A 24,454-nucleotide genomic window follows, 5' to 3' on the forward strand; every position below is an offset into this window, starting at 1 on the left:
GCGGGTGTAGCTCAGGGGTAGAGCACAACCTTGCCAAGGTTGGGGTCGAGGGTTCGAATCCCTTCGCCCGCTCCATTTTGTCCTCTGAATCAAATTCGATGCAGCCTGAGTCGGCCTCGTTCTTCGAGTGAGAAGAACGCATCGTCGACCGAGCGTCATGGGCGATACGTCATCTCAATCGAAATCGCGGTACCCTAATCCGGCTCAGTCGAACACGCTTCACGCCGATCGATCCGGCGCGCCCATCGATACCTCTCGACGTCATCCAGTGGCTCGCTGCAAGCGAGAACCCGGGATGACGATGGAGGATGTCAGTACCGGGACTGCCCCTCGGACATCTCCTCACGCCAGATCCTCCGGCAGCACCAGACCCATCTCCTGCGCCAGCCAGCGGGCGAAGACTCGTAAAGGCGCCCGCCGGCGGGTGGTCGCCGGGTAGACGAGGTAGTGGCCGACATAGGTCACGTCCTGCGCCAGGCCGCGGAGCGGCGCCACGAGGCGGCCGCTGGCGATCTCGCGCTCGGCGAGCAGCGTCGATTCGAGCGCGACCCCGAGCCCGTCGGCGGCGGCCGCGATGGCGAGGAAGCTGCGGTCGAACCGCACCCCGAGGGGGCGGGGGGCCGGCAGGCCGTTGCGGGCGAACCAGAGCGGCCAGCGCACCTGCTTGTTGTCGCTCTGGATCAGCACCTGGTCGAGGAGGTCTTCCGGCCTGCGGATGCGGGCGGCGCGAGCGGGGTCGCAGAGCGGGGTCACCGTCTCGGTGCAGAGCGGCACCGCCACCAGCCCCTCGCCCCGGGGCGGGCCGTAGACGAGGTCGGCGTCGAACTCGTCGCCGACGAAGCGGGCATAGTCCATGCCGGCGGCGAGCCGCACCTCGAAACCCGGATGGGCGGCGAGGAACCGGGCGAGGCGCGGCGTCAACCACTGCGCCGCGAGGCTCGGCGCGCAATGCAGGCGCAGCAGCTGAGGGCCCTGCGCGGCGACGAGGTCGAGGCCGCGATGCAGTTCGTCGAAGGCGCGGCTGACGTGCTCCAGCAGCGCCTCGCCGGCAGCGGTCGGCACGACGCCCTGGCCCTGGCGCTCGAACAGGGTGACGCCGAGCGACGCCTCCATCTTGCGGATGGCATGGCTGACGGCGCTCGCGGTGAGGTTCAGCTCCGCCGCCGCGTCCTTGAACGAGCGGCGGCGCGCCGCCGCCTCGAAGGAGCGCACGGCGGAGAGGGGGACGCGCAGGGACATGACGCTACGATGGGGCGTCGGCGCGCACCTTGGCAACCGCTCCGTTCAGCCGTCGCGGTCGGTCAGCAGGATGCGGAAGCGCGCTCCGGAACGGGTCTCGTCGAGGCTCAGGGTTCCCCCGTTGAGCCGCACCAGCTCGGCCGCGATGGCGAGGCCGAGCCCGGTGCCGCCGGAGCGGCCCGAGCCCTGGAACGCCTCGAACAGGTGGGCCCGGGCCCGCTCTGGCAGGCCGGGGCCGTTGTCGGCGACGAGGATCGTGACGGCGGCACCCGTACGCTCGGCCTCGATCGTGACCAGTGGCGCGCCCTCGCCGGCCCCGGCGAGGCCGATCGCCTGGACGGCGTTGCGCACCAGGTTGACCAGCACCCGCGACAGCTGGTCGGGATCGGCATCGACGCTCAACCCCTCCGGCGTGCGGTCCTCGATGGTGACGGCGGCGCCCGGCGCCAGCCCGGCGAGGTCGAGGGCGTCGCGCAGGATCGGCCGCAGCGGGGTCATCCGGCGCTCGGGCGGGCGCTCGGCGGCGCGGCCATAGGCGAGGGTGCCCTCGCAGTAGCGGATCGCCCGGCCGAGCGTCGCGACGAGGCGGGGAGCCACCCGCTGCACTCCCGGATCGCTGACATGCTCGAGCCGGTCGACCAGGAGTTGCGCGGTGGTGAGCAGGTTGCGCAGCTCGTGGTTGATCTTGCTCACCGAGAGGCCGAGATCGGCCAGCCGCCGCTTCTGGCGCAGCTCGTCCGACAGGATGGTCTCCATCCGGGCGAGGGCCGTCTCGGCGGCGCCGATCTCGTCGCTGCGCCAGGACGGGTTGATCCGCCGCGACAGATCCTCCGGATCCTCCGCGAAGGTCGCGATGTTGCGCGCCAGCCGCCGCACCGGCCGCACGATCGAGAGTTGCAGCACCAGGAAGACGAGGCCGGCGGTGATGCCGGAGATCGCCAGCGAAGCGACGAGGATCCGTCCCGAGAAGGCGACCATCGCCCGGCGCAACGGCGCCGGATCGAGGACCAGCTCGACAAAATCGACGCCGTCCATGCCGTGGCCGACGACCCGGATGGGCAGGGGATCGCTCCGCGTCAGGGTGCGCCAGGCGCCGCGGATGCTGTCCAGCCAGCCGGCCTCGCGCAGGTCGACGGTCTCGCCGACTTCCGGCGGCATCGGCGTGAGGTTGAGGAGGCGCCGCGCGCCGCCGGCCTTGAGGGCGATGGCCTGGGCGCCGACGCCCATCAGCAGGCGCCGGGCGAGGTCGTCCGAGACGCGGCTCTGAGGCGCAGCGTCGAGCACCAGGGCGGCGACCTGGGCGGCGGCGACCCGGTCGGAGAGCCAGGAGCGCCGGTAGCTCGCGACGCTCGGCACGTAGATCAGCACCTCGGCGATGAGGACGAACACCACCGTGAGCAGCAGCAGGCGGCCGGACAGGCCGATCCGCCCGGCGAGACGCCGGATGCCACCCTGGCTCGCCGCGTCATCGGCCCAATGCACGGTCTCGACGTCCCCGCTCGCCCGACTCCCGCACGCACGCAGGCCGGACACTAACACACTTGCTCCGCCCCGATCCCTCGCACGGGGCCGGCGGGGAAGCTATTCCCAAATTGTCGAAGATCAAGTCGCCGGCAAGAGAATTGTGCGCGGTCCTCCTGGTGCTCAGCCGGGACGGCCGCGCCAGCGCCGCCAAGCGACCGGCAGCAGCGCCAGCACGCCGAGGCCGACGAGGGTGGCGATGAGTTGCGGCGTGACGAGGGCCCGCAGCGACAGGGCGGCGTCGCAGGCGATGCCCCCGGCGACCACGCAGGCTTCCTTCGCCGCCTGGTGGGCCGCCACGATGGTCTCCACCCCGGCCCCCGCCGAGGCGTAGATGAAGGCGCCGGGGCTGATGCCGATCAGGGTCGCGAGCGCGAAGGTCCGCAGGCGCACGCCGAAGATCGCCGGCGCGAGGTTGGTCATCCAGAACGGGAAGACCGGCAGGAGGCGCAAGACCATCACGTAGGAGAAGGCGTCGCGGCGAAACCCCTCCGCGAGCCGGCCGAGCCGCGAGCCGGCGCGCCGCAGCAGCACCTCGCCCGCCGCGGTGCGGCCGATCGAGAATACAATGACGGCGCCAGTCGTGGCGGCCGAGATCGACACCAGCGCCCCGGCGACCGGCCCGAACAGGAAGCCGCACAGGGTCGTCATCACCACCGAGACCGGCAGCGACACGATCACCGTGCCGACATAGGCGAGGTAGGCGGTTGCATAGGCGCGCCAGAACCCCTCCGCGACCCAGGCCTTGGCGAAGGCCCGGGAGGCGAGGAGCTGGTCGAGGCTGAACCAGCGGGTGAAGCCGCCGACGAGGAGCCCGATCGACAGGGCCACCAGGGCGACGAGCGGCAGCACCCGCAGCCAGCCGCGCCAGGCCGGCGCCGCCACGGCCTCCGGGCCGGCGGCCGGCGCCGGGTCGGGCGCGGGCTCTCGCGTCAGGGGATCTTGCGGGGGATCTTGCGGCCGGGTCAGCGCGCTCACCCGGGCTTCTGCATGCGCAGGATCTTGAAGAACCCGCCCGGGAAGGTCGGGCGCACGCCGATGAAGGTCACGCCGCGGCTCCTGGCCCAGGCCTCGATCCGGGCGGCCTTGAAGGCCGAGCTCCAGCCGATCTTCTCGCAGAGCGGCGCCACGATCTCCTCGACCTTGGCGACGGTGCCGGCATCCTGGCCGAAATGGTTGGCGAGCACGATCATGCCGCCGGGCCGCACCACCCGCAGGAACTCGTCGAGGGCGCCTTCCGGGTCCGGCACCAGGGTGATGAGGAACTGCGCCACCACCGCGTCGAAGCTCGCGTCGGCATAGCCGAGGCGGCAGACATCCATGACCTGGAGGCCCTTGACGTGGGTGAGGCCGCGCCGCGCCACCTTGCGGTTGGCGCGCTTCAGCATGTCCTCGGACAGGTCGACGCCGTAGACCTCGGCATCCTTCGGATAGTAGCCGAGGGACAGGCCGGTGCCGACGCCGGCCTCCAGGATCCGCTTGCCCCCGACCAGAGCCGCCTCGACCGCGTCCCGCGCCGCCGGCTCGGTGAGCTTGTCGTAGACCACGTCGTAGACCGGCGCCCAGCGCGCATAGGCCTTGCGCATCAAGGCGGTGGTGGGCCCCGCCTCTCGCGGCTCGCTCAGCATGTCCGTATCGTCTCCGAGGATAAGTCGTCGCGCGGGGCGGCAACGCGCGAGGGTGTGATACGATTTCCCGAAGAAAGCTTCGGAAAATCGCATCGGGTGGTTCGTGTCAGGCCGCCGCCAGGCGCTCCGCCTCGACCCGCCGGATGGTGCCGCCCCCCAGCACCCGCGCGCGGGGCCCGTCATCGGCATAGATGACGCAGGCCTGGCCCGGCGACACCCCGTCCTCGGGGGTCGCGAGCGTGATCTCGGCGGAATCCGTGTCCGGGTTCCAGGTGAGCTGGGCGGGGCGCGGCTCGCGGGTCGAGCGCACCCGCACCGCGACGGGCAGGTCGCGCGCGGCCGAGAGCGGCGCGTCGCCGAGCCAGTTCGGGTCGGCCAGCCGGATCACCGAGGTGGCGAGCGCCTCGCGCGGGCCGACCACGACCCGGGCCTCGCCGGGCTCGAGGCGCACGACGTAGAGCGGCTCGCCCGCCGCCACGTTCAGGCCGCGGCGCTGGCCGACCGTGAAGCCGATGATGCCGTCGTGCCGGCCGAGCCGGCGGCCGTCGAGATGGACGATCTCGCCCGGGCGCACCGCATCGGGCCGCAGGCGCGCGATCACGTCCTGGTAGCGGCCCTGCGGCACGAAGCAGATGTCCTGGCTGTCGGGCTTGTCCGCGACCGACAGGCCGAAGGCCTTGGCGAGGGCCCGGGTCTCGTCCTTCGGCCGCTCGCCGAGGGGGAAGCGCAGGAGGTCGAGCTGTTCGCTCGTGGTCGCATACAGGAAGTAGCTCTGGTCCCGCGCCGGATCGAGGGCGCGGTGGAGCGCCCGGCCGCCGCCCGGCAGCGCCCGGCTCGCGACGTAGTGGCCGGTCGCCAGCACGTCGGCGCCGAGGTCCTGGGCGGTGGTGAGCAGGTCGCGGAACTTGATCGAGCGGTTGCACTCGACGCAGGGGATCGGCGTCTCGCCCTGGAGATAGCTGTCGGCGAAGCGGTCGATCACCGCCTCGCGGAACCGGTCCTCGTAATCGAGCACGTAGTGCGGGATGCCGATGGTCTCCGCGGCGCGGCGGGCGTCGTGGATGTCCTGGCCGGCGCAGCAGGCGCCGCGGCGGTGGGTGGCCGCGCCGTGGTCGTAGAGCTGCAGCGTGATCCCGACCACGTCGTAGCCCTCGCGCTTCAGGAGCGCGGCGACGACCGAGGAATCGACGCCCCCGGACATCGCCACCACGACGCGGGTGTCCTCCGGGGCCTTGTGCAGATCGAGCGAGTTCATGACCGTGCGAGAGATGACGCATCGCGGCCCCCGGGATCGATCCCGGCGCCGCACGCGGAGTCTATAGCGATCCGACCGGCATTCTGCCAGGGCGGGGCGACGCGTGGCCCGCAGGGAAGTTCTTGCCGGGGCCCCGGCAGATTTCGACCGGGCGGCACGGCCATGCCGATCGCCTTCGGAAAATCATCTCGCTGGATCAACGGCTTGCATGTCCGTCCGGACTGGCAGGGGGCTTGCTCTGCCGGGATCCAGGAGGTCGGCGATGCAGATCAGCGGAGCGGGTGAGGGGGGACGGGTTGCGGGGCGCGAGCCGGCCCGGCCGGTGAGGGCCGTCGCGCACGAGCCGTTTCGCCTGGGCGAACGGGAGGCCGCACGGACCGTCCGCACGACCCCGCGGGAGGCCGACGCCCCGGCGCGGCCCGGCGCCGAGGCGAAGTCCGCCGACACGCGCAACGAGGCCAAGTCCGCTGAAGCAAAGCAGGCCGGGGCGAGGCAGGCCGACGACGCCTCCGAGGCCCGGTCCCGGCGGGACCGCGCCGACGACGCGGCCGATACCGCCGCGCGCCGCAAGGACGTGGTCGCGAAGGACAAGGCCGCCAAGGACAGAGCCGTCAGGGACAAGGCGACCCGGGACGCGGCAGCCGATGATGGGGTGAGGAAGGACGTCGCCGCGAAGTCTGTCGCCGCGACCGGCGCGACGTCACCGGCGGCGGATCCCGACGCGGCGCAGGCCGAGGCCGTCCGCGCCGCGGCCGGCGAGACCGCGGAGGCCGATGACGGCGACGAGCCGGCGACGGAGGGCGACGCCCCCGATGGAACCCCGACGCTGATCCCGGTGGCACTGGCCGCCCCGGCCCCGACGGCGCCCGCACCCGGCACCGCCGCCGCGCCCGGCGCGGCATCGGCCGATCCGGGCGCCGATGCCGCCGCCATCCAGCCGGCGGCGACGCCCGCCGATCCGCGGATCGCCGCGCTCATGGCCGAGGCCTCGAAGGCGGGCGGCTCCAAGGACGCGGCGCAGGACGGCGGCGCGGCGGCCGCGCCCGACGGCCTGGCCGCCCCCGATCCCTCGGCGCCCGCGCCGCAGGCGAAGGGCGCCGACGCCGCGGCGCCGGCCGCCGCCGAGACCCGCCCGGCGGTCTCGGTCCAGGCTCCCTTGAGTGCGGTCCCGCTGACGATCGGGATGCGGGCGCTCGCCGGCTCGAACCGCTTCGAGATCCGCCTCGATCCCTACGAGCTCGGCCGCATCGACGTCCGCCTCGACATCGACCGCCAGCACGGCGCCGTGAAGGCGCATCTCGTGGTCGAGCGGCCCGAGACCCTGGCGCTGCTCCAGCGCGACGCCGCCAGCCTGCAGCAGGCGCTCTCCCAGGCCGGGCTCGATCCCGGCGAGGCGGGCCTGAGCTTCTCCTTGCGCGACGGCGGCGGCCAGAACCCGCAGCGCGACCAGGCCGGCCGGCCGGCGCCTGAGCACGCGACGCCGGTCGCGGCGGAGGCCGAGGCGCAGGGCCTGCCGCCCCTGCGCAACCTCGGCCAGCGCCTCGGCCTCGACCTTCGAATCTGACGACTCCCCGATGAATCCCGAACCCGCGAGGCCTCGATGACCGCCGGCATCAGCAGCCTGACCAGCCTCTCCACCGCCAGCACCGGAGCCAAGACCGGGAGCGACGCCAGCACGATCGCCGGGAACTTCAACCAGTTCCTGACCTTGCTGACGACGCAGCTGCAGAACCAGAACCCGCTCGATCCCCTCGACACCAACCAGTTCACCCAGCAGCTGGTGCAGTTCGCCTCGGTCGAGCAGCAGCTCAAGACCAACGACCAGCTCGGCAGCCTGATCACGGCCAGCAAGGCGTCGGCGGCCGCGACCGCCTCGGGGCTGATCGGCAAGACCGTGACGGCGGACGGCGCCACGACCTCGCTGGCCGAGGGCGCCGCGACCTGGACGCTCAACCCCGCGCGCGCCGCCGCCAAGGCGGTGATGACCATCACGGACGCCAAGGGCAACGTCGTCGCCACCCAGACCAAGGCCCTGCCCGCCGGCAGCCAGAGCTTCACCTGGGACGGGCGCGCCTCGACCGGGCAGCTCGCCGCGGACGGGAAATACACCCTGAAGGTCCAGGCCCTCGACGCCACCGGATCGAGCGTCGCCGTCGACACCAAGATCTCCGGCGCGATCACCAGCGTCGACGTCACCGGCGCCGAACCGGTCCTGACCATCGGCGACCGCACCGTGGCCCTCAGCAGCGTCGAGGCGATCGGTGGCACCGGCGGCAACTGATTCGGTGGATTGCTGTGGATTACGAATCACATGCGAGGGAAATGATTCAACCAATCTTAAGCGCGGATGCCTAGCGTCGGTCTCGACAGGTCAGTCGAGTGTAGAGCGTATCATGACCGAACCGCATCGCCCGAGGGCGAAGTACGTCATCGGGCCAGACGGAAGTCCGTTAACGATCGCGGACCTTCCGCCGACCGACACGCGCCGATGGGTGATCCGGCGCAAGGCCGAAGTGGTGGCCGCGGTGCGCGGCGGGCTCCTGAGCCTTGAAGAGGCGTGTCAGCGTTACACGCTGACCACCGAGGAATTTCTGAGCTGGCAGTATTCGATCGAGCAGCACGGCCTCGCCGGCCTGCGCACGACGCGGATCCAGCACTATCGGCAGTGAGGAGCGGTGCCTGCGTCTTGTACGCGGCACCCGCAGGCCTGCCCGGGAGAGTATAAGGCGCGGGTTTCTCCTCTCCCCGCGGGCGGGGAGAGGGCCGAACCCTCGTCCAGAGGGTTCGGCAAGCCCGTGCAGCGAACCGCAGGTTCGCCGCGAGGGTGAGGGGGTGTCTCCGGATGAGTCTCTTCCGGCACCACCCCCTCACCCTCGCTCCGGCTTTCGCCTCCGCTTGCCGTGTCTCCTGAACGGAGACACGGCCCTCTCCCCGCGAGAAGTCGGGCTTGCCCGACTTCGTCCCTTGATTGCAGATCCCGGGCAAGCTCGGGATCTGTCGGGGAGAGGGGAAACCCGCGCCAATTCTTTTCCCCGGACAGCGTTTGATCTGCCGTCCCGGTCCACCCCGCTTCCCCTCGAAGCCGCCGGTGTCCCGGGCCTGCGCGCACTCCGTTGCGCGCCGTTAACCAAAGCCTAACCACGACTCGGCAAATTTTGCCCTGGGGCCGCCGTGGCCCCGGTTGGCGGGTGCATGACGTCGTGAAGCCGGTCCTCGATCTGGTGGCGAAGCTCGGGCCCGCGCGGCTCGCCGCGATGGGTGCGGTGACCCTCGCGCTCATCGGTTTCTTCGCCTTCGTCATCCTGCGGGTCTCGCGGCCCGAGATGGGCGTGCTCTACACCGACCTCTCGGTGCAGGATGCCGGCGCGGTCGTGCGCGACCTCGACGCCAAGGGCATCCGCTACGAGACCAAGGGCGATGCCGGCCAGACCGTCATGGCGCCGCGGGCCGAGCTCGCCCGCCTGCGCATGGACCTCGCCGCCAAGGGCCTGCCGAGCGCCGGCGGCGTCGGCTACGAGATCTTCGACAAGGGCGACGCCTTCTCGTCGACGAGCTTCGTCCAGAACGTCAACCACCTGCGGGCGCTCGAAGGCGAGCTCGCCCGCTCGATCCGGGCCATCGGCCGGGTCCAGGCCGCCCGCGTCCACCTCGTCCTGCCCGAGAAGCGGCTGTTTTCCCGCGACCGCGAGGCGCCGAGCGCCGCGATCGTGGTGCGGCTCGCCGGCGACCTCGATCCGGGCCAGGTCCGGGCGGTGCGCCACCTCGTCGCCTCCGCGGTCGAGGGACTGAAGCCCGAGCGGATCTCGATCGTCGACGAGCGCGGGCGGCTGCTCGCCGACGGCGCCCGCGGCGCCGAGGCGCAAGCGGGGATCGGCCTCGACGAGCGCCAGACCGGCCTCGAGCGGCGTCTGCGCAACCAGGTCGAGGAGATCGTCGCCGGCATCGTCGGCCAGGGCAGGGCCCGGGTCCAAGTCTCGGCCGAGCTCGACGCCAACCGGATCGAGAGCCGCTCCGAGACCTTCGACCCCGAGAGCCGGGTGGTGCGCTCGACCCAGACCCGCAGCGAGAATTCGCAGTCGCAGAGCAACGAGACCGGCGTCACCGTCGGCAACGAATTGCCGGGCGCAACCCAGGGCCAGCAGAACCAGGGTCCGCGCGAGGCCTCGAACAAGAACGAGGAGACCACGAACTACGAGATCTCCCGGGTCACCCGCACCGAGGTGAGCGACGGCGGCCGGGTCAAGCGCCTGTCGGTGGCGGTCCTGATCGACGGCACCTACGCGGCCGGCCCGGACGGCAAGCCGGTCTACGCGGCCCGGCCGGCGCCGGAACTGGAGCGCATCACCGCGCTCGTGCGCACCGCGGTCGGCTACGACAAGGCCCGGGGCGACCAGGTCGAGGTGGTGAACCTGCGCTTCGCCGATGCCCCGGCGGTGCCGGACATGCAGGAGCCGGGCCTCCTCGCCTCGCTGCTCCAGCCGACCAAGGAGGACGTGCTGCGGGTGGCCGAGATGTCGGTGCTCTTCCTCCTCGGCCTCGTGGTGATGATGACGGTGGTGCGCCCGCTGGTGCAGAAGGTCGTCGCCTCCGAGGTGCCGATGCTCGCCCCGGTCTCGATCCTCGCCGCCGAGCCCGACCTGGTGATGGCGGTCGAGGGCGGGACCGCGAGCGCGCTCCCCTCCGAGCTCGCCCCGCCCGCGAACGAGGCCCGGCGCCTGGTCGAGTTCGCCAAGATCAACGGCAAGATCCAGGCCGAGACGATCGAGCGCGTCGTCGACATCGTGAAGTCGAACCCGACCGAGACGGTCGAGGTGCTGCGCACCTGGATCAACGACCGCTGACGCACGCGGCCCGCCCCGACCCCTCACGTTTCCGTCCCGCCCGAGAGAACCCGACGCCATGGCCGTGACTTCGATGCCGGCATCCCGCTCCGCGGCTGCGGGCCTGAGCTTCGCCGAGATGCCCGGGACCCAGCGCGCCGCCGCCCTGCTGCTGCTGCTCGGCGAGGCGGACGGCGCCCCGATCTGGCGGATGCTGGAGGAGGACGAGGTCAAGAAGGTCTCGCACGCCATGGTCCAGCTCGGCTCGCTCGAGGCCGAGGCGGTCGAGCACCTGATCGTCGACTTCGTCTCGCGGCTCTCGTCGAGCGGCGGCATCACCTCGAGCTTCGAGCGCACCGAGTCGCTGCTGCTGAAGATCTTCCCGCCCGAGCAGGTCGCGGTGATCATGGCCGAGGTGAAGGGCGCCTCGACCCGCCGGGTCTGGGCCAGCCTGACCCAGATCGACCCCGAGATCCTGGCCTCGTTCCTGCGCAACGAGTACCCGCAGACCGTCGCGGTGATCCTGTCGCGGGTGCGCTCGGACTACGCCGCCAAGGTCCTGACCATCCTGCCGGAGGACTTCGCCATCGACGTCCTCAACCGGATGCTCCGGATGGAGACGGTGCAGAAGGAGGCCCTGCGCCACATCGAGGAGATCCTCCGGGTCGAATTCGTCTCGACCATCGCCCAGACCACCCGGCGCGACGCGCACGAACTGCTCGCCGACGTGTTCAACGCCTTCGACCGGCAGACCGAGATCCGGTTCCTGACCGCCCTCGACCAGGCGAATCGCGGCTCGGCGAAGAAGATCCGCCAGCTGATGTTCACCTTCGACGACCTGATGAAGCTCGACGCCGGCAGCGTCCAGACCCTGATGCGCAGCGTCGACCGCGACGTGCTGGCCCGGGCGCTCAAGGGCGCGTCGGATCCGGTCCGGGCCTACTTCTTCGCCAACATGTCGAGCCGCTCGGCCAAGAACATGCAGAACGACATGGAATCGCTTGGGCCGATCCGCCTCAAGGATGTCGACGAGGCCCAGGCGAAGATGACCGACCTCGCCAAGGAGCTGGCGGAGAAGGGCGAGATCATGATCGCCAAGAACAGCGCCGAGGAAGAGCTGGTCTACTGATGCGCCCCTGCCGGACGATCACGCTCGATGCGAAGGAAAAAGCCTGATGGCGCAGATCCGACGCTTCCTGTTCGACACCGATTTCCGCCAGCCTGCCGGCCAGCCGCCGGCCGAGGAGGCGCCCGCCCCCGAGGCGGAGGCGCTCCGCGCGGCCGAGGCCGCCGCCCGGGAGGCGGCCGCCCGGGCCGAGGCCGAGGCGGCGGCCTATGCACGCGGCCTCCACGAGGGCCGCGCCCAGGCCGAGGCGCAGGTGCAGGCGCGGCTCGCCGACGCCCTCAACCGCGTCGCGGCCGCCGCCGCCGGCATGATCGCCGGCGCGGATGCCCGCGACGCCGAGCGCGAGGCCCAGGCCCTCGATTTCGCGGTGGCGCTCGGGCGCAAGATCGCCGGCGCCGCCCTCGACAGCCAGCCGGTGGCCGCGATCGCCGAGGCCGCGGGCCGCGCGCTCCAGCACCTGCGCGGCGTGCCGCACCTGGCGATCCGGGTGCACGACGCGCTCGTCGAGGAGACCGAGCGGCAGGTCGCCCGGCTCGCCCGCGAGCGCGGCTACGAGGGCCGCCTGATCGTGATGGGCGATCCCGGCATGGCGCCGGGCGACGCCCGCATCGAGTGGGCCGATGGCGGCGTGGTGCGCGAGCGCGCGGCGATCGAGGCCGCCGTGCTCGCCGCCCTTCCCAGCGCCTGACGTCCCGTCCCGGACAACAACGTCTTCCCCACGAGGTACCCGAATGTCCACCGACAACGATCTCGGCCTGCCGCAGCTCAGCGAGGCGGACCTTGCCTTCGACACGACGGTGACCGCGGCGATGCGCGACGCGCCGGTGGCGGCGAAGTCGGCCTCCGATCTCGAGCAGGTCTTCGACGTGCCGGTGATGGTTTCAGCGGTGCTCGGCTCGTCCCGGATGCCGATCGGCGACCTCCTGCGCCTCGGCCCCGGTACGGTGCTGGAACTCGACCGCAAGGTCGGCGAGGCGATCGACATCTTCGTGAACAACCGCCTCGTCGCCCGCGGCGAGGTGGTGCTGGTGGAGGAGCGCCTCGGCGTGACGATGACCGAGATCGTCAAGGTCGACGGCTGATCATTCGCCCCGCCGCCCGTAAAACCGCCTCACGGAGTGCCCGCCATGCGGCTCTTGATCATCGGACGCCTGAACGGCGAACTCGTCACCGCCTCCCGGATCGCGATGAGCCGCGGCGCCGCCGTGACCCAGGCCGACGGGGTCGAGCAGGGCCTCAACGCGCTGCGCGCCAAGGGCGCCGACCTCGTGATGTGCGAGGCGTCGCTGTCGATCCGCACCCTGGTGACGGCGCTCGCCGACGAGCGCATCCGCACCCCGGTGGTGGCCTGCGGCACCGGCACCGACGCCAAGTCGGCGGTGGCGGCGATCCAGGCGGGGGCCAAGGAATATATTCCGTTGCCGCCCGATCCCGAGCTGATCGCGGCGGTGCTGGAGGCGGTGACGGCGGATGCCCGCGCCTTCGTGTGGCGCGACGCCTCGATGGAGCGGGTGGTCAAGCTCGCCGAGCAGGTCGCGCGCTCCGACGCCTCGGTGCTGATCACCGGCGAGAGCGGCACCGGCAAGGAGGTGCTGGCGCGCTACGTCCACACCCGCTCGAACCGGGCCTCGAAGCCGTTCGTCAGCGTGAACTGCGCGGCGATCCCCGACGCGCTGCTCGAATCCGAGCTGTTCGGCCACGAGAAGGGTGCCTTCACCGGGGCGGTGGCCCGGCGCATCGGCCGGTTCGAGGAGGCCAATGGCGGCACGCTGCTCCTCGACGAGATCTCCGAGATGGACGTGCGGCTCCAGGCCAAGCTCCTGCGGGCGCTGCAGGAGCGGGTGATCGACCGGGTCGGCGGCACCCAGCCGGTGAAGGTCGACATCCGGGTGCTCGCCACCTCGAACCGCAACCTCGCCGAGGAGGCGCGCAAGGGCACCTTCCGCGAGGACCTGCTCTACCGCCTCAACGTCGTCCACCTGCGCCTGCCGCCGTTGCGCGACCGCCCGTCGGACATCATGGAGCTCGCCGGGCATTTCGCGCGCAAATACGCCGAGGCCAACGGCATCGCGCCCCGGCCGCTCTCGGCCGAGGCGCGCCGCCTCGTCGCCCAGAGCCCCTGGCCCGGCAACGTGCGCGAACTGGAGAACACCCTGCACCGGGCGGTGCTCCTCGCGAGCGGCCCCGAGATCGACGCCGACGCGATCCGCTCGCCGGACGGCGAGGCGCTGGCGGGCGCCAGCCCCGCCGCCCGCGCGGTGCAGGCCGCCGAGGCGGCGACCCGGGCCTTCGTCGGCCGCTCGCTCGCCGAGGTCGAGCGCGACCTGATCCTCGACACCCTCGACCACTGCCTCGGCAACCGCACCCACGCCGCCAGGATCCTCGGCATCTCGATCCGCACCCTGCGCAACAAGCTCAACGAGTACACCGATGCCGGCATCCCGGTGGCCGAGCCCGGCCACACCCGGGCGCTGGCCGCCTATGGCTGACCGGCGGGCGATTCGGTGCGCGATGACGCAGCGTCCCGTCGAGACGATCGCCGTTTTCGTGCGGAAACCAGCAGCGAACGGCGTCTCGCGCTCATGCAAGCCGCCCCGCGGCCGCGTCTCCGTTCGCCGCACGAGAGACCGGATTGACGTCTCTCGACGGAAATGTAGGAAAATTTTCAGGACTTCACTTCGCTCGCCCAAGCAAAAAACTGCTCATTTTAAATCTGCCTTAGCGGAAACCGCCCAATCTCCGTCCCAGGGTGAGCCTTGGACGGGGCGACGGGACCGATGCGGATGTGGTTCAAGGCCGGGCGTCTGTCGCGCCTGTCGATCAAGGCGCGGATCTTCGCGGGCTTCGGCGTCGTGTTGGCCACCACCGTGGGCGTGGCGATCTCGGGTTACATCCTGGTGCGGGAGATCAACGAGGGCTTCGCCGACTACCAGCAGAACCGGGCGAAGACCGAGCATGTCCGTGCCGTCGACATGGCGATGATGCAGACGCGGTTCGAGCTGAGCCGCTGGCTCCAGCGCTTCGATCCCGCGGCCCTCAAGGTGGCGCGCGACCATCTCGACAAGTCCCTCCGCCTGATAGAAAATCGCGGCGGCGTCCAGCTCGATCCCGACGAGCAGGCCTTGAGCGACGCGATCGCCGCCGCGCTGAAGACGTACGGCGCCGAGTACGCCGTGCTCGCCAAGGTCAAGGACGAGGAGCAGGCGCTCCACGCCCGGGAGATCGACCAGGCCGGCGACCAGATCGCGCAAGCCCTGTCGCAGCGGCGCAACCGCGCCTTCGAGGGCGGCGACCTCGACCAGGCCCGGATGCTGAACGGCACCACCGAAGCGTTCAAGTTCGCCCGCGAGCAGGTGGCGCAGTTCAAGGCGACGGGCGATATCAAGCACGCCGCGGCGGCGAACCAGTTCGCGGCCGAAGCCCAGGCGAAGCTCCAGGGCAACGCCGACCTGACGGCCAAGCTGACGGCCTGGCGCGGCGCCCTCGACCGTGCCTCGGCGCTCGCAGGCGAGTGGGGCAAGCACCTGAAGCTGTCCCGCGCCGCCCGGGACGCCTCGATGAAGGCCTCCGAGACGCTGCTGGCAGGGGTGAACAGCGACGGGCTGGCCCACGAGCAGAGTTTCGCCCGCAGCGTCGAGCAGGGCACCACGGCGTTCCTCGCCAAGGCCGTCGGCATCGTGCTGCTCGGGATCGCGATCTCGCTGCGGCTCGCCGGCTCGATCACCGGACCGCTGCAGCGCCTGTCGGGCGCCATGGCGGCCCTCGGCGGCGGGGCCCGGGCGATCGACATGCCGGATACCGGCCGCGCCGACGAGATCGGCGCGATGGCCCGCACCGTGGCCCTGTTCCGCGACGGGCTCGTCGAATCCGAGCATCGCGATGCGATCCAGCGCCGGGACACCGACGCCAAGATGGAACGGGCGCGCCACCTGGAGACCCTGACCCGGGGCTTCGAGGGCAAGGTCTCGGCGCTGATCGCCACCCTGACCGCGGCCGCGAGCGAGATGGAGGGGGCGGCGCGCCACCTGTCGACCTCGGCCGCCGAGTCGTCGAGCCTGTCGGCGGGCGTCGCGGAGGCGGCGAGCCAGACTTCCGCCAATGTCGGCGGGGTGGCGAGCGCGACGGACGAGCTCTCCGCCAGCATCGAGGAGATCGTGCGCCAGGTCGCCCATTCCTCGACGATCGCCGGCCGCGCCGACGCGGAGGCCGTTCGCACCGAGGCGACGATCCGGGCGCTGGCGGCGGCGGCCCAGCAGATCGGCGACGTGGTCCAGCTCATCACCAGCATCGCCGGCCGCACCAACCTTCTGGCGCTCAACGCCACGATCGAGGCGGCCCGGGCCGGCGAGGCGGGGCGCGGCTTCGCGGTGGTCGCCGCCGAGGTCAAGGACCTCGCCACCCGCACGGCGCGGGCGACCGACGAGATCGCCGGCCAGATCGGCAGCATCCAGTCCCGGACGGCGGAGGCGGTGCGGGCGATCGAGGCGATCGGCGGCACGATCCGCGACATGAACGCCATCGCCACCGGGGTCGCGACCGCGATGGAGCGCCAGAGCGCCGCCACCGGCGAGATCGCCCGCAACGTCCAGCACGCCGCCCACAGCACGCAGGTCGTCTCCGGCCATATCGACGCGGTGCAGCAGGGCGCCGACCGCACCGGCGGCACCGCCGACCAGGTGCTGCGCGCCGCCCAGGACCTGGCGCGCCAGGCCGTGACGCTGGAACGCGAGATCGGCGGGTTCGTGGCGGAGATCAAGGCGGCGTAAGCATCATCCTCGACCTCATCCCGGGTTCTCGCCAAGGCTCGCCACGGGATGACCCGGAGGGTGGATTATCGGTCGAGTGCGCCTGTCCTCCAGGCGGGGTCCTCTCCCGTCTAGTTCGCCTGCAACCGCGGGATCGCGTCGGCGAACCGCGCGATCGGCAGGAAGACGCTGAAGCGCCGCTCCTTGTCCTCGACGTGGATGATCGCCTCCTTCTACTCGGGCTCGCGGCAGGCTCGCCGCTTCAGCAGCACCGCGATGTGGGCCGAGCAGGTGATGATCTCGTGCGGCTCCTCGAGCTCGACGCCGCGGGTATCCCGGATGAGGCGGTTGCCGACCTGGAAATGGAAGTAGTAGCAGGACATTCCGCTCTCTCCTGAGGTGGCTGTCCTGCTTTTTTACGGCCGGTCGTCTCCGGCCGCCTTAACCCGAGTCAAGCGCTCTTCGATTCATCGGCCCGGCCGAGTTTCCCGCTGCGACGGCTATAGGTATCCTGTCCCGGCCTCCGCGGCGAAGCGGTCGGGCGTGCCCTCCCAGACGATGCGGGCATGTTCCAGCACGTAGACCCGGTCGGCATGGGGCAGCGCGAAGGTGACGTTCTGCTCGCCGAGCAGCACCGTGATGGGCGTCGTCTGGCGCAGGCGCTCCAGCGCCTTCGAGAGCTGCTCCAGGATCACCGGGGCGAGGCCGAGCGTCGGCTCGTCGAGGATCAGGAGGCGGGGCTTCATCATCAGGGCGCGGGCGATGGTGAGCATCTGCTGCTCGCCGCCCGAGAGCGTGCGGGCCATCTGGCCGCTGCGGCTCTTCAGGATCGGGAACAGCTCGAACAGCCATTCGAGCTGGCGGGCGCTCTCAGTTTTGGGCAGGTGCTGGCCGCCGAGATCGAGGTTCTCGCGCACGCTCATCTCGCCGAACAGCTCGCGGCTCTCCGGCACCTGGACGATGCCCCCCTTGATGTCCCCCTTGGCGATGCTCGCCGGCGTCCGCTTCGCCAGCGGCTCGCCGGCGAAGCTGATCCGCCCCGAATGCGGCACGAGGCCCGAGATGGCGTTGAACAGCGTCGTCTTGCCGGCGCCGTTGAGGCCGACCACCGAGACGAACTCGCCCTCGTGGACGTGGATCCCGACCTGGCGTAAGGCCTGGGCCTTGCCGTAGAGCACGTCGAGCCCCTCGACCTTCAGCAGCGGCTCGCCGGAAAAATTCGCCTCCGGTCGGGCCGCGGTCTCGATGCTGCCGCCGAGATAGACCCGGCGCACGGTCTCGTTGCGCATCACCTCGGCGGCGGTGCCCTCGGCGACCCGCTCGCCGAGATACATCGCGAAGACCCGGTCGACGAGGGCCGACACGCTCTTCACGTTGTGGTCGACGAGGAGCACCGCCTTGCCCTCGTCGCGGAACCCGCGGATCAGGGCCGAGAAATCCGCGACCTCGCCGGAGGTCAGACCGGCGAAGGGCTCGTCGACCAGCACCACCTTGGGATCGCGGGCGATCGCCTTGGCGAGCTCCATCCGGCGGAGATCCGCGAAGGGCAGGGTGCCGGGGCGCCGGTCCATCACGGCGCCGAGGCCGACCCGCTCGGCGATGGCCCGGGCCCGCTTCTCCACGCTCGCATCGGCGAAGAGGCGGATCAGGCTGTCGGGCAGGAGCGCCAGCTTGATGTTCTCCAGCACCGTCTGCCGGTGCAGCGGCCGGGAATGCTGGAAGACGAGGCCGATGCCGGCCCGCGCCACCCGGTGCGAGGGCCAGCCGGCGATCTCGGTGCCGTCGAGCTTCACGCTGCCGGCATTCGGCCGCTCCAGCCCCATGATGAGCTTCATCACCGTCGACTTGCCCGAGCCGTTCGGCCCGATCAGCCCGACGATCTCGCCGGCCCGCACCGTGAAGCCGATCGACTTGGCGGCGACGAGGCCGCCGTAGCGCTTGGTCAGCCCCTCGACCGCGAGCAGCGGGGTGCCGGTCTCCGGCGCGGGACGTGCGGCGGAGGGCAGGGGGTTCGGGGCGAGGCCGGCCGCATTCATGGACGCAACCCTCATGGACGCAACCCTTGTGACGCGAGGACTTTGGACATCAGGCGTGGCGCCCCTGGCGGGTGAGGATCCCGAGGAGGCCCGCCGGCACGAACAGGATGACGGCGAGGGCCGCGGCCGAGACGACGAAGGTCGATAGCGAGCCGAGCGGGCGCAGCAGCTCGCCGGCGGCGATCAGGAACACGGCGCCGAGCACGCCGCCCACGATGGTGCGCCGGCCGCCGAGCACCGCCCCGATGATGACCTGGACGCCGACCGAGACGTCGACCAGCGTTCCGACCGAGGCGGTGCCCATGTAGAAGACGAACAATGCCCCCGCGAGCCCGGAGAAGACGGCGCTGACGCAGAACGCCGCGAGCTTGTGCTTGGCGACGTTGAAGCCCAGCGCGCCTGCCTCGACCGGGTCCTGCCCGCTCGCCTGCAGGATCAGCCCGACCGGCGAGACCGCGATGGCATAGAGGATGAGCCCGCTCACCCCCATGAAGCCGAGCGCGATCCAGTAATTCGTCGCCGCGTCGATGCTGATGACGTCGGGCACGGTGAGCCCGATCTCGCCGCCGGTGGTGTCGGCGAAGACGACGATCAGGTTCTGCAGGATCAGCACCGCCACGACGGTGGTGAGGCCGAAATACGGCCCTCGCACCCGCAACGCCGGCAGCGCCAGGACGAGGCCGCCGATCACCGCCGCGACCGTGCCGGCGAGCAGGCACAAAGGAATGCCGACGCCGTGGCCGTTGAGGATGCCGGCGGTGTAGGCGCCCAGCCCGATCAGGAAGGTCGGCCCGAAATTGACCTCGCCGGCGAAGCCGAACAGCAGGTCCCAGGCCATCGAGAACACGCCGAAATAGTACGCGACGGTGAGGAGTCCGAGGATGTAGCCCGAGACCCAGAGCGGCAGCACGCTGGCGAGCGCGAGGCCGATCAGGCAGAGCCAGAACAAGGGATTGCGAAGAGTCTTGGCGAGCATGCGGGCCTCTTTTGGGAATCCGGGTGGAGCCGCTGCGTCAGCGGCGCCCGAGCAGGCCCTGCGGGCGGACATACATCACCGCCACCAGCAGCAGCAGCGCGGGGATGGTCCGGTAGGCCGGGGAGACGAGGTAGGCGGTGAGCGTCTCGAGGTAGCCGACGACGTAGGCGGCGATCAGCGAGCCGGAAACGCTGCCGAGGCCCCCCAGCACCACGATCGAGAAGGCGCTGGCGGTGAGCGGGCCGACGCTGTAGCTCGACACGCCGAGGAACTGGCCGAGCAGGACGCCGGCGATGCCCGCGAGCACGCCGTAGATCAGCCAGATCGCGACGTAGATCGTCGACAATTCGAAGCCGAGCAGGGTGACGCCGCGGGGGTTCATCGAGGCGGCGAGCAGCACCTTGCCGGTGCGAGTGCGATTGACCAGGAGCCAGAGCAGCCCGATCACCGCCCAGCAGACGACGGCGGTGAAGACCTGGTTCCACGGCGTGCGCACCCCCGCGATGGTCACCACGCCCTCGACGATCGGCATCACCGTCTTGGCGTTGCTGGTGAACAGGTAGGCGATGAACTCCTGGATCATGATGCCCCAGAGCAGCGTGCCGGTGAGGATGAAGATCTCCTTCTCCTCCGGCGGGATCGCCCGGGACTTGTCGATGGGCCGCACCACGGCGCCGTAGGTGGCGAGCGTCAGCAGCGTGCAGACGACGATGCCGGTCGCCGCGCCCGCATAGGAGCCGAGGCCGAACTCGCTCGACGCCGCCCAGGCCACCACCGCGGCGGTGACCATGAGGGCCCCGTGCGAGAGGTTGAGCACGCCCGAGACGCCAAAGATGAGGGTGAAGCCGGTGGCGCCGAGCGCGTAGAGCGCCGAGATGGCGAAGCCGTCGATGAGGATCTGGATCGCGGTCATGTCGCGTGTCTTGGGGCTCGCGGGGAGGGTGAGGGGGCGAGGCGCGCGCGAGAACTCCCCTCTCCCGTTTGGGAGAGGGGTCGGGGGTGAGGGTGGCTCGGTTTCAGAATAAGACGCCAACTGTCGAGCTGCGCAGCTCGACGGTTCAGGATCATTGCGGAACCCGAGCCACCCTCACCCCTACCCCTCTCCCAAACGGGAGAGGGGATCCCGCGCTGGCTGGAGCACGGTTGGATCGATGAGAGGGATCAGTTCGCCGCCGCCCCCGCCTTGACGAAGCTCGGGAAGCTGATCTTTCCATTGGCCACGTTCTGCGGCCAGATCGCCAGCTGCTTGCCGTCCTGCCACTGCATCATCATGCCCGATACGAGGCCCGGGCCGTATTTGATCGAGTGGGTGAACTCGTCGTCCTTGCCGTAGAACTGGATGCGCCCGAGGGTGCCCTCCCAGTCGGTCTTCTCCAGCGCCTCGACGAGCTTGTCGGGATCGGTCGAGCCGGCCCGCTTCACCGCGTCCGCGATGTAGTAGACCTCGTCGTAGGCGGTGTAGCCGGCATAGCCCGGATAGCTGCCGTACTTGGCCTTGAACGCCTCGGCGAATGGCGCCGTCTTCGGCGTCACGTTGGTGCCCGGCGCGGCGAACATCTCGAACAGCACGCCCTCCGTCGCGCCGTTCGTCTCCTTCCAGAAGGTGGCGTTGGTCGCCTGCGAGGCGATGCCGATCATCGGGATCGGCACCTGCTGGCTGCGCCACTGCACCGTCGGCTGCACGCCGACATGCGAGATGCCGGTGACGATCACGTCGGGCTTGGCGCCCTCGATGCGGCTGAAGATCGGGTTGAAGTCGGTCGTGCTCGGCGAGAACCGGATGTGGTCGAGCACCTTCAGGCCGATCTTCGGCAGGCACTCCTTGTAGCCCTCGTCGAGGGGCTTCGTCCACGCCGCGTCCTCGCTCATGATCACGGCGGTCTTCATCTGGCGGCCCTCGACGAGGATCGCCTTGGCGGCGTCGCAGACGGCCTGCGACTGCGCCTTCGAGGTGAGATAGCCGTGGAAGGAGTACTTGTTGCGGGCGTAGTCCTTGTGGACGTTGAGCGGGATCTCGTTCGAGGCCGCGCCCGGCGTGATGAAGGGCAGCTTCAGCCGGGCCGACCAGGGCTGGAGCGCCAGCACCACCTCGCTGATGTAGCTGGCGATGACCGCGTGGGCCTTGTCCTCGCTCGCCGCGCGCTGGAAGGCGCGGACCGAATCGGCGGCCGAGCTCTTGTTGTCGTAGGTGACGATCTCGATCTTGCGACCGTCCATCCCGCCCTTGGCGTTGATCTCGTCGGCGGCGAGCTGGGCGGCTTGCGGGATCGCGGCCCCGGCGATCGCCTGCGCCTCCGCGATCACCGCGATGCGGATCGGGTCCGCGGCCTGAACCGTCGAGAGCGAGGCATTGGCGGCCAACAGGATGGTCGAACCAAGCAACGCGCGGACGAGCCGCCGCCCGGCGACGGGTGCGCATTCCAGCATGACGTTCCCTCTTCCGGCCGCTGTTTGATTGATGGCGTCGCGGCTCGGGCCGGGAGTGTAGCGGGCGACGGATCGATCACAAGATGCTGATCGGCGCGGGAGCGCGGAGGGGCGGGATTAAACCGCGAGCCATCGCGTGGGTGCATGGCTATGGCGTGAGGAAGGAAGCGGGGCGGCCGCCCGCTTCCTCAAGGATGCCGGGTCACGGCAGCAGGGGCACGTGGCAGCCGTGGCAGGGCGTTACAGTGAGCAAGGAGCGTTAGATCTTGTTGTCGCGGTCAAACCCTCCCTCGTCATCCCGGGGCCGCGAAGCGGAACCCGGGATCCATATCCGCTGACGATGCAGGACTGGGCGAGACGCGTTCCGCCCTCTTCAGGCACGTTGGCGGTGATGGATCCCGGGTTCCGCTTCGCGGCCCCGGGATGACGTGGAGAGTGTCTGGTCCAGGGATGCGATCATCCACCCGTCGCCGGCACCCGCCACGGCGCCGCCTCCGCCGCCCGCGCCTCCCACGCCGCGATGGCCTCGGAATGCTCCAGCGTCAGCGCCACGTCGTCCAGGCCCTCGACGAGGCAGCGCTTCTTGAACGGGTCGATCTCGAACGGGATCGCGGCCCCGTCCGGGCCGGTCACCGCCTGGGCCGGCAGGTCGACCGTGAGGCGGGCGCCCGGTTCGGCCTTCAGGCGTGTCCGCAGGCCCGCCACGACCTCCTCCGGCAGCGTGACGGTCAGGAGCCCGTTCTTGGCCGCGTTCGACGCGAAGATGTCGCCGAAGCTCGGGGCGATCACGCAGCGGATGCCGCCGTCGACGAGGGCGTAGACCGCGCCCTCGCGCGAGGAGCCGCAGCCGAAATTGCGGTCGGCCACCAGGATCCCGGCCCCGGCGTAGGGGGCCGCGTCGAGGGGCACCGCCTCGCTGCGGCGGCGCTCGTCGTGGAACAGGAAGTTGCCGTAGCCGGCGCTGCGCGGCTTCTTGAGGAAGCGGGCCGGCAGGATCTGGTCGGTGTCGATGTTGGCGACGTCGAGGGGGACCGCGACGGCCTGGAGCGTGGTGAAGGGCTGCATGTCAGCGGCTCCCGAGCCGACGGATGTCGGTGAGGCGGCCGGTGACGGCGGCGGCCGCGGCCATGGCCGGGCTCATCAGGTGGGTGCGGGCGTTCGGGCCCTGGCGGCCGGGGAAGTTGCGGTTGGTGGTCGAGGCGCAGCGCTCGCCCGCCGGCACGAGGTCGCCGTTGATGCCGACGCACATCGAGCAGCCCGGCTCGCCCCATTCGAGGCCGGCGTCGCGAAACACCTGATCCAACCCTTCCGCCTCGGCCTGTCGCCGCACCGGGCCGGATCCCGGCACGACGAGGCCCGGGACCGCGGCCTTCTGGCCGCGCAGCACGTCGGCCGCGGCGCGCAGGTCCTCGATGCGGGAATTGGTGCAGGAGCCGATGAACACCCGGTCGATCGCGACCGCTTCGAGCGGGGTGCCGGGGGTGAGGCCCATATAGTCGAGCATCGTCCGCATCTGCCCAGCCTTGGTGGCGTCCGGCTCCGCGCCGGGATCCGGCACCGTCGCGGTGACCGGGAGCGCGGTCTCGGGGCTGGTGCCCCAGGTCACGGCCGGGGCGATGGCGGCAGCATCGAGCGTCACCTCGCGGTCGAACCGGGCGCCCTCGTCGCTCGGGAGTTGCCGCCACGCCGCCACGGCCTCATCGAACAGCGCACCCTTCGGAGCGTAAGCGCGGCCCTCCAGGAACGCGAAGGTGGTGTCGTCCGGCGCGATCATCCCGGCCCGGGCACCGGCCTCGATCGACATGTTGCAGATGGTGAGCCGTCCCTCCATCGACAGGCCGCGGATCGCGCTGCCGGCATATTCGAGCACGTGCCCAACCGCGCCGCCGGCCCCGATCACCGCGATGATCGCCAGGATCACGTCCTTGGCGGTGACGTGGGGACCGAGCTGCCCGTCGATGGCGACCCGCAGGGTCTTGGGCCGGCGCTGCCACAGGGCCTGCGTCGCCAGCACGTGCGCGACCTCCGTCGCGCCGATGCCGAAGCCGAGCGCCCCGAAGGCGCCGTGGGTCGAGGTGTGGGAATCGCCGCAGACGACCGTGAGGCCCGGCAGGGTCAGGCCCTGCTCGGGCGCCAGGACGTGGACGATCCCTTGCGCGCGGTCGTCGAGGCCGAAATGCCGGATGCCGTGGCGGCCGGCATTGTCGGCGAGCGTCGAGACCATGTTGGCGATCTCGGGGTCGGGGATCGGGCCGCCGCGGTCGCGGGACGGAACGTAGTGGTCGGCGACCGCGAAGGTCAGGTCCGGGCGGCGGATCTGGCGCCCGGCATGGTCGAGCATGCCGAAGGCGTGGAACGAGCCCTCGTGCAGCAGGTGCCGGTCGATGGCGAGGAGCGCCTGCCCGTCGGGCCGGGTCGCCATGACGTGGGCGTCCCAGACCTTGTCGAGGAGGGTGCGAGGGGGCGGGGTCATGGGCGTCCTCCGTCTTGTTCTCGAACTCGAAATGACGAACACCACCCCCTTTCCCGGACGACTGAAGCGTCAGCGGAAGGAGATCCGGGATCCAGCATGAAAAGTCGCGAAGCGTCTTCATGTCTGCAACGGTGCAGTATGCAGAGCCGCTTCGCGGCGAGTCCTTGTGCTGGATCCCGGATCTCCTTCCGCTTCGCTGCAGTCGTCC

Annotated in this window: 21 protein-coding genes and 1 tRNA gene; 10 read left to right on the forward strand and 12 right to left on the reverse strand. The window is 70.9% G+C overall.

Annotated features, from left to right (window positions below; all coding sequences use genetic code 11):
* Window positions 1-75: transfer RNA gene (locus BM430_RS06055), tRNA-Gly, on the forward strand.
* Window positions 76-342: 267 nt separating this feature from the next.
* Here the strand turns inward: BM430_RS06055 and BM430_RS06060 are convergent.
* The 5 genes from BM430_RS06060 to mnmA form a co-directional block, all read right to left on the reverse strand.
* Window positions 343-1,239: a LysR substrate-binding domain-containing protein gene (locus BM430_RS06060; RefSeq protein WP_093566338.1), complete on the reverse strand. Its 897-nt coding sequence runs from the start codon at window positions 1,237-1,239 to the stop codon at window positions 343-345.
* A gap of 45 nt (window positions 1,240-1,284) precedes the next feature.
* Window positions 1,285-2,721 carry a sensor histidine kinase gene (locus tag BM430_RS06065; protein WP_093566339.1) on the reverse strand — a complete coding sequence of 479 codons (1,437 nt, stop codon included), beginning with the start codon at window positions 2,719-2,721 and terminating at the stop codon, window positions 1,285-1,287.
* 162 nt (window positions 2,722-2,883) lie between these two features.
* On the reverse strand, window positions 2,884-3,738 hold the full coding sequence (locus tag BM430_RS06070) for a TVP38/TMEM64 family protein (RefSeq protein ID WP_093566340.1): 855 nt from the start codon (window positions 3,736-3,738) through the stop codon (window positions 2,884-2,886).
* A complete protein-coding gene (locus BM430_RS06075) occupies window positions 3,735-4,388 on the reverse strand; it encodes a class I SAM-dependent methyltransferase (protein WP_093566341.1) in 654 nt (217 codons plus the stop codon). The genes BM430_RS06070 and BM430_RS06075 overlap by 4 nt, the downstream gene beginning before the upstream one ends.
* Before the next feature lie 106 nt (window positions 4,389-4,494).
* A complete protein-coding gene (mnmA, locus tag BM430_RS06080) occupies window positions 4,495-5,643 on the reverse strand; it encodes a tRNA 2-thiouridine(34) synthase MnmA (protein ID WP_093566342.1) in 1,149 nt (382 codons plus the stop codon).
* A 262-nt stretch (window positions 5,644-5,905) separates the two neighbouring features.
* On the opposite strand from mnmA, the gene BM430_RS35025 reads away from it, so the two are divergent.
* The 9 genes from BM430_RS35025 (at window position 5,906) to BM430_RS06125 (ending at window position 16,355) form a co-directional block, all read left to right on the forward strand.
* Window positions 5,906-7,207 carry a flagellar hook-length control protein FliK gene (locus BM430_RS35025; protein ID WP_244539343.1) on the forward strand — a complete coding sequence of 434 codons (1,302 nt, stop codon included), beginning with the start codon at window positions 5,906-5,908 and terminating at the stop codon, window positions 7,205-7,207.
* Window positions 7,208-7,243: 36 nt separating this feature from the next.
* Window positions 7,244-7,924, forward strand: coding sequence for a flagellar hook assembly protein FlgD (locus BM430_RS06090; RefSeq protein ID WP_093566344.1), 681 nt, complete (start codon window positions 7,244-7,246; stop codon window positions 7,922-7,924).
* Between the two features lie 112 nt (window positions 7,925-8,036).
* Window positions 8,037-8,312: a CtrA inhibitor SciP gene (locus BM430_RS06095; RefSeq protein ID WP_048436039.1), complete on the forward strand. Its 276-nt coding sequence runs from the start codon at window positions 8,037-8,039 to the stop codon at window positions 8,310-8,312.
* A 531-nt stretch (window positions 8,313-8,843) separates the two neighbouring features.
* A complete protein-coding gene (fliF, locus tag BM430_RS06100; protein ID WP_093566345.1) occupies window positions 8,844-10,484 on the forward strand; it encodes a flagellar basal-body MS-ring/collar protein FliF in 1,641 nt (546 codons plus the stop codon).
* A 58-nt stretch (window positions 10,485-10,542) separates the two neighbouring features.
* Window positions 10,543-11,592: a flagellar motor switch protein FliG gene (gene fliG, locus BM430_RS06105; RefSeq protein WP_093566346.1), complete on the forward strand. Its 1,050-nt coding sequence runs from the start codon at window positions 10,543-10,545 to the stop codon at window positions 11,590-11,592.
* Between the two features lie 46 nt (window positions 11,593-11,638).
* A complete protein-coding gene (locus BM430_RS06110) occupies window positions 11,639-12,277 on the forward strand; it encodes a FliH/SctL family protein (protein WP_093566347.1) in 639 nt (212 codons plus the stop codon).
* Window positions 12,278-12,320: 43 nt separating this feature from the next.
* A complete protein-coding gene (gene fliN / locus BM430_RS06115; RefSeq protein ID WP_093566348.1) occupies window positions 12,321-12,671 on the forward strand; it encodes a flagellar motor switch protein FliN in 351 nt (116 codons plus the stop codon).
* A 45-nt stretch (window positions 12,672-12,716) separates the two neighbouring features.
* On the forward strand, window positions 12,717-14,078 hold the full coding sequence (locus BM430_RS06120) for a sigma-54-dependent transcriptional regulator FlbD (RefSeq protein ID WP_093566349.1): 1,362 nt from the start codon (window positions 12,717-12,719) through the stop codon (window positions 14,076-14,078).
* 294 nt (window positions 14,079-14,372) lie between these two features.
* A complete protein-coding gene (locus BM430_RS06125) occupies window positions 14,373-16,355 on the forward strand; it encodes a methyl-accepting chemotaxis protein (protein WP_177302954.1) in 1,983 nt (660 codons plus the stop codon).
* Window positions 16,356-16,567: 212 nt separating this feature from the next.
* Here BM430_RS06125 and BM430_RS34580 read toward each other — a convergent pair whose 3' ends face one another.
* The 7 genes from BM430_RS34580 to leuC all read right to left on the reverse strand — a co-directional run bounded on the left by BM430_RS34580 (window position 16,568) and on the right by leuC (window position 24,246).
* Entirely contained in the window at window positions 16,568-16,717 is a 150-nt protein-coding gene (locus tag BM430_RS34580) for a hypothetical protein (RefSeq protein ID WP_177302955.1), read from the reverse strand.
* 117 nt (window positions 16,718-16,834) lie between these two features.
* On the reverse strand, window positions 16,835-18,370 hold the full coding sequence (locus BM430_RS06130; RefSeq protein ID WP_093566351.1) for an ATP-binding cassette domain-containing protein: 1,536 nt from the start codon (window positions 18,368-18,370) through the stop codon (window positions 16,835-16,837).
* A 49-nt stretch (window positions 18,371-18,419) separates the two neighbouring features.
* Window positions 18,420-19,346 carry a branched-chain amino acid ABC transporter permease gene (locus BM430_RS06135; RefSeq protein WP_093566352.1) on the reverse strand — a complete coding sequence of 309 codons (927 nt, stop codon included), beginning with the start codon at window positions 19,344-19,346 and terminating at the stop codon, window positions 18,420-18,422.
* 37 nt (window positions 19,347-19,383) lie between these two features.
* A complete protein-coding gene (locus BM430_RS06140) occupies window positions 19,384-20,259 on the reverse strand; it encodes a branched-chain amino acid ABC transporter permease (RefSeq protein ID WP_093566353.1) in 876 nt (291 codons plus the stop codon).
* A 248-nt stretch (window positions 20,260-20,507) separates the two neighbouring features.
* Complete coding sequence (locus BM430_RS06145) at window positions 20,508-21,773, reverse strand: ABC transporter substrate-binding protein (protein WP_093566354.1); 1,266 nt, start codon at window positions 21,771-21,773, stop codon at window positions 20,508-20,510.
* 456 nt (window positions 21,774-22,229) lie between these two features.
* Complete coding sequence (gene leuD, locus BM430_RS06150; RefSeq protein WP_093566355.1) at window positions 22,230-22,838, reverse strand: 3-isopropylmalate dehydratase small subunit; 609 nt, start codon at window positions 22,836-22,838, stop codon at window positions 22,230-22,232.
* A gap of 1 nt (window position 22,839) precedes the next feature.
* On the reverse strand, window positions 22,840-24,246 hold the full coding sequence (leuC, locus tag BM430_RS06155) for a 3-isopropylmalate dehydratase large subunit (RefSeq protein WP_093566356.1): 1,407 nt from the start codon (window positions 24,244-24,246) through the stop codon (window positions 22,840-22,842).
* Window positions 24,247-24,454 lie beyond the last annotated feature (208 nt).

This window comes from Methylobacterium sp. 174MFSha1.1 (assembly GCF_900116815.1).
GTDB lineage: Bacteria > Pseudomonadota > Alphaproteobacteria > Rhizobiales > Beijerinckiaceae > Methylobacterium.